At 62.5% G+C, this 4,168-nt stretch carries 6 protein-coding genes; all 6 read left to right on the plus strand.

The genetic code is table 11. From position 1 onward, the window contains the following. Positions 1–73 precede the first annotated feature (73 nt). The 6 genes from ACK1U9_RS13055 to ACK1U9_RS13080 all read left to right on the plus strand — a co-directional run bounded on the left by ACK1U9_RS13055 (position 74) and on the right by ACK1U9_RS13080 (position 4,037). A complete protein-coding gene (locus tag ACK1U9_RS13055; protein WP_013970728.1) occupies positions 74–379 on the plus strand; it encodes a MazG-like family protein in 306 nt (101 codons plus the stop codon). Then, positions 376–1,125 carry a methyltransferase domain-containing protein gene (locus tag ACK1U9_RS13060; protein ID WP_100413275.1) on the plus strand — a complete coding sequence of 250 codons (750 nt, stop codon included), beginning with the start codon at positions 376–378 and terminating at the stop codon, positions 1,123–1,125. The genes ACK1U9_RS13055 and ACK1U9_RS13060 overlap by 4 nt, the downstream gene beginning before the upstream one ends. Positions 1,126–1,146: 21 nt before the next feature. Continuing rightward, positions 1,147–1,785 carry a DUF4136 domain-containing protein gene (locus ACK1U9_RS13065; RefSeq protein ID WP_046616846.1) on the plus strand — a complete coding sequence of 213 codons (639 nt, stop codon included), beginning with the start codon at positions 1,147–1,149 and terminating at the stop codon, positions 1,783–1,785. Positions 1,786–1,804: 19 nt separating this feature from the next. Next, on the plus strand, positions 1,805–2,374 hold the full coding sequence (locus ACK1U9_RS13070) for a DUF4136 domain-containing protein (protein WP_108481546.1): 570 nt from the start codon (positions 1,805–1,807) through the stop codon (positions 2,372–2,374). 295 nt (positions 2,375–2,669) lie between these two features. Further along, positions 2,670–3,140, plus strand: coding sequence for a prepilin peptidase (locus tag ACK1U9_RS13075; protein ID WP_046616844.1), 471 nt, complete (start codon positions 2,670–2,672; stop codon positions 3,138–3,140). Positions 3,141–3,260: 120 nt separating this feature from the next. Continuing rightward, positions 3,261–4,037 (plus strand): response regulator transcription factor, encoded by a 777-nt coding sequence (locus tag ACK1U9_RS13080; RefSeq protein ID WP_085601448.1) that lies wholly within the window; start codon positions 3,261–3,263, stop codon positions 4,035–4,037. Positions 4,038–4,168: the final 131 nt, after the last annotated feature.

The following is a 4,168-nucleotide window of genomic DNA, read 5'->3' on the forward strand; positions in this document are numbered from 1 at the left end:
TGCCTCTCCTGGCGGTATACGCTTGCTTTGCATCGGGCCTGCGCAGAAGCTATGCAGCATTAGGAGATCCCCGATGAACCTGCAAGAACTCACCCAACGCCTGCACCAGATCCGCGACAACAACGACTGGCGTGGCTTCCACAGCCCGAAGAACCTGGCCATGGCCGCCAGCGTCGAAATGGCCGAACTGGTGGAAATCTTCCAGTGGCTGAGCGAAGACCAATCACGCCAGCTGCCCGCCGACAAGCTAGCCCACGCAGGCCAGGAAATCGGCGATGTGGTGCTCTATCTGTTGCTGCTGTGCAGCGAACTGGGCCTGGACATGGACCAGGTGGTGCGCGCCAAGCTGGCCGACAGCGAGAGGCGCTTCGCCCGATGAACGACCGTCACTTCGATGAGCTGGCCACCCGCTTTGCCGAAAAAATCTACGGCGGCGCCAAAGGCGCCATCCGCCTGGCCGTGCTGCAAGCCGACCTGGCCGAAGCCTTGCCCGACCGCCCGCTGCGCATCCTCGACATCGGAGCCGGGTTGGGTCACATGGCCTTGTGGCTGGCCCAGCGCGGCCACCAGCTGACCCTGGCCGAACCCGCCGCGCCCATGCTAGACGGCGCACGGGCGCGCTTTGCCGAAGCCGGCCAACCGGCCACCTTCATCCAGGCCCCCTGGCAAGACCTGCTCGGCCAGCTGACCGAACCCTATGACCTGGTGTTATGCCACGCAGTACTCGAATGGCTGGCCGAGCCCGAAAGCATCCTGCCGGTGCTGCATCAGCTCACGGCCCCCTCCGGGTGGCTGTCGCTGGCGTTCTACAACCGCGACGCCCTGGTCTATCGCAACCTGCTCAAAGGCCATTTCCGAAAGTTGCGCAGCAACCGGCTGGAAGGTGAAAAGCAGAGCCTGACCCCGCAAAAACCGCTTGATCCACGCGAGCTCAGGGCGCAACTTGAACCTATGTGGCAGGTTGAAAGCGAAAGTGGCGTGCGGGTGTTCCACGACTACATGCCCAAGGAATTCCAAGGCAAGGCCGAGCTGCTGGACTTGCTGGAAATGGAACTGGCCTACCGTCGACACCCCAGCTTCGCCGGGCTCGGCCGCTACCTGCACTGGGTCTGCCGCCCCCGCTGACCTGCCCACCGGGAGGAATACATGCCGTACCGTCTGTTGTGCCTGGCCGTGCTGCCGCTTGCCCTGGCTGGCTGCCAGGGCAGCAACCCCTATGTGGCCAGCAGCCGCCCGTTACCACCGGCGCCTGCCCAGGCGGCCAGCACCTTCGATGCCAGTGCCTACCCGACACCAGCCCGTGATTACGGGCACTACCGTAGCTGGAGTTGGCGCAACGGCCAGTTGCCCAGTGGCTCGGTCGATACCGACCCGGGGCAACTGGCAGATGCCGTCAGCGGCGCGCTGGACCAGCATGGCCTGCGTCCCGCCCGGGGCGGCGGCCCCGGCGACTTGCTGGTCAGCGCCGACATACGCCTGGAAAAGCGCTTGCGTCAGGTACGTGACTACGATGCCTACGACCCTTACTACGGCCCGTACCCCTACGGTGGAGTCGGTTATGGCGGCTACCGCCATGGTTATGGTGGCTATGCCAGCGTGCCCATCGTGCGCACCTACGAGGTGCAGGTGATGGTGGTGCGTATCGACCTGTACGACGCCCGCAGCGGCCAGCCGGTATGGAGTGCCAGCGCCGAAAGCGGCAGCGACAAGGACTCGCCGCGTGAACGCGAAAGCGCCCTGCGCGATTCTGTGCACAAGGCGCTCAACGGCTATCCTCCCAGTTGATATCCAACGGAGAACCATCATGTTGCGCCGTCTCGTTCTACTGTCATTCGCGTTATTGCTCGCCGCCTGCTCCAGCAATAACGTCCAGCAGGATTTCGATGCCAGCCGTGACTTTGCCGCCTACCGCAGCTGGGCCTGGCAGGAACCGGGCCTGCAGTACCGCCCGGACGACCCACGAATCAAGAGTGACCTGACCGAGCAGCGCATTCGCCAGGCGGTCACCGACCAGCTCGACCAGCGAGGCCTGCGCCCGGTACAAGGTGGCGCACGGCCCGACCTGACAGTGCGCGCTTACCTGATCGTCGAGCAGCGCCAGCAACAGATCACCACCAACTACGGCGGTGGCTGGGGGGGCTATTGGGGCGGCTACTGGGGTGGCCCGATGTACAACGAAACCCGCAGCGTCGATTACAAGGTCGCCACCATCCAGATCGACCTGTTCGATGGGCGTGACAGCAAGCTTGTGTGGCGCGGCAGTGCCGAGCAGATCATGAACAACTACCCGCCAAGCCCCGAGGAACGCAACAGCGCGATCCAGAACACCGTGACCAAGGTGCTGGCCAACTACCCGCCGGGGAGCAGGAAGTAACGCTCAAACACAAACTCCATGGGCGCCCCGGACCTGTGGGAGCGGGCATGCCCGCGAAGCAGGCACCGCGGTGGATGGCACGGGCTTCGCCCGTGTTCGCGGGCTCGCCCGCTCCCACAGGGGTCGCGCAAGATTTTCAACGGCAAGTACCTGTGCCAGCTACGACAAAATCCATCCCGGCCACGCCTTTTTCCCTTGCCCGCCCCACTCCCACGCAGGTTCCCGTCTATCTTCACTTAAGGAAACCTGACTGACCGGGTAGATGTGTTCAACATTTGGGAAGGGCGACCTGCCAATGCAAAGCATTGTTCTCCTGCTGTGGCTTGCCTTGTGCTCCGAACAGGATGTGCGTCAACGCCAGATATCCAACATGCTCACCCTTGGCGTGGCTGCCTGCGCCCTGGCCTGGCTTTTCGCCACCGGTCGCAGCTGGATCGGCGCCGATGCCAGCGATGCCGGCTGGGCGCTGGCCATCGTCATGCTGCTGACCCTGCCCGGCTACATGCTTGGCCGTTTCGGTGCCGATGACGTCAAGCTGATGGGCGCACTGGCCCTGGCCACCAGCCCGCAATACGTACTTGGCACCTTCATAGGCGCCGGTGTCAGCGTGCTGCTTTGGCTGCTCACCCGCCGGCGCCTATGGACTTTGCTCAACCCAAAGGTGAAAAAGCGACTGCAGGCCCTGACCGAGGAAATGGGTGACAAGCAGGCGTTCGTCCCCTATGTGCTGGCCGGCTTTCTTCTGACAGCGGTATGGGTCCAATGAGCCAGCCTGTGCTCCGTCGCCTTGTACAAAACTTGTACATATTCACTGGGTGCGACTATTTTTAAACTGCCAGAGCGTCTGGCCCCGGGAGCAGGGCCGTATACGAACAGGGAGTGGATCGTGTCCAGACAAGTGAGTGCATTGAAGGTTTTAGTGGTGGATGACCAACCGGTCATTGTCGAACAACTCTGTGAATTCCTCGAAACCAAGGGCTATGTCTGCGTACCGGCCCATTCTGCTGACGAAGCCATCGAGCGTTATATGGCAGACCCAGCCATCAGTCTGCTCATCTGTGATCTGCACATGCCGGAAAGGGATGGCATCGAACTGATGCGCACCTTGAAGCAGGTCAACGGCAGCCATCGCATGTTCGAAGCCATCATGTTGACCGGACGTGCCGAGAAACAGGATGTGATCCGCGCGCTACGCGAAGGCTTTGCCGACTACTACCAGAAGCCGGTGGAGCTCGATGAACTTCTCGAAGGCGTACGTCGACAGGAAGAGGCGTTGCTGGAACGCCAGCGCAACGTCCACGACCTCGGCGGATTGAATCAGCGACTGCAGGATCTGGCCGAATCGATTGACGAGCTCTACCAGGATTTGGAAAAAGCCCGGGGCCAAGGTACTCATCGACGTGCCACGGATGTGGAAGAAAGTGAAAGCGAGCTGCCAGCGGCGTTCGAGAAGCTGTCGCCACGCCAGCTGGAGGTGGCCCGCCTGGTGAGCAAGGGCAAGACCAACTACCAGATCGCCTGCGAACTGGGCATTACCGAGAACACCGTGAAGCTGTATGTGTCGCAGGTGCTGCGCCTGACCCACATGCACAACCGCACCCAGCTGGCACTGGCACTGACACCCAGTTCGTCGCCGGTGCATCAGCGGTTTACTACCCACTAAACAGGTAGCTTCAAGATTTTGGCGGCTGCGTTGCAGCCCATCGCGACACCTGTGGGAGCGGGCGCGCCCGCGAACACCGGCGCAGCCGGTGCCATGCACCGCGTTGGATTCTTCGCGGGCGCGCCCGCTCC

It is taken from the genome of Pseudomonas sp. XP1, assembly GCF_053557675.1.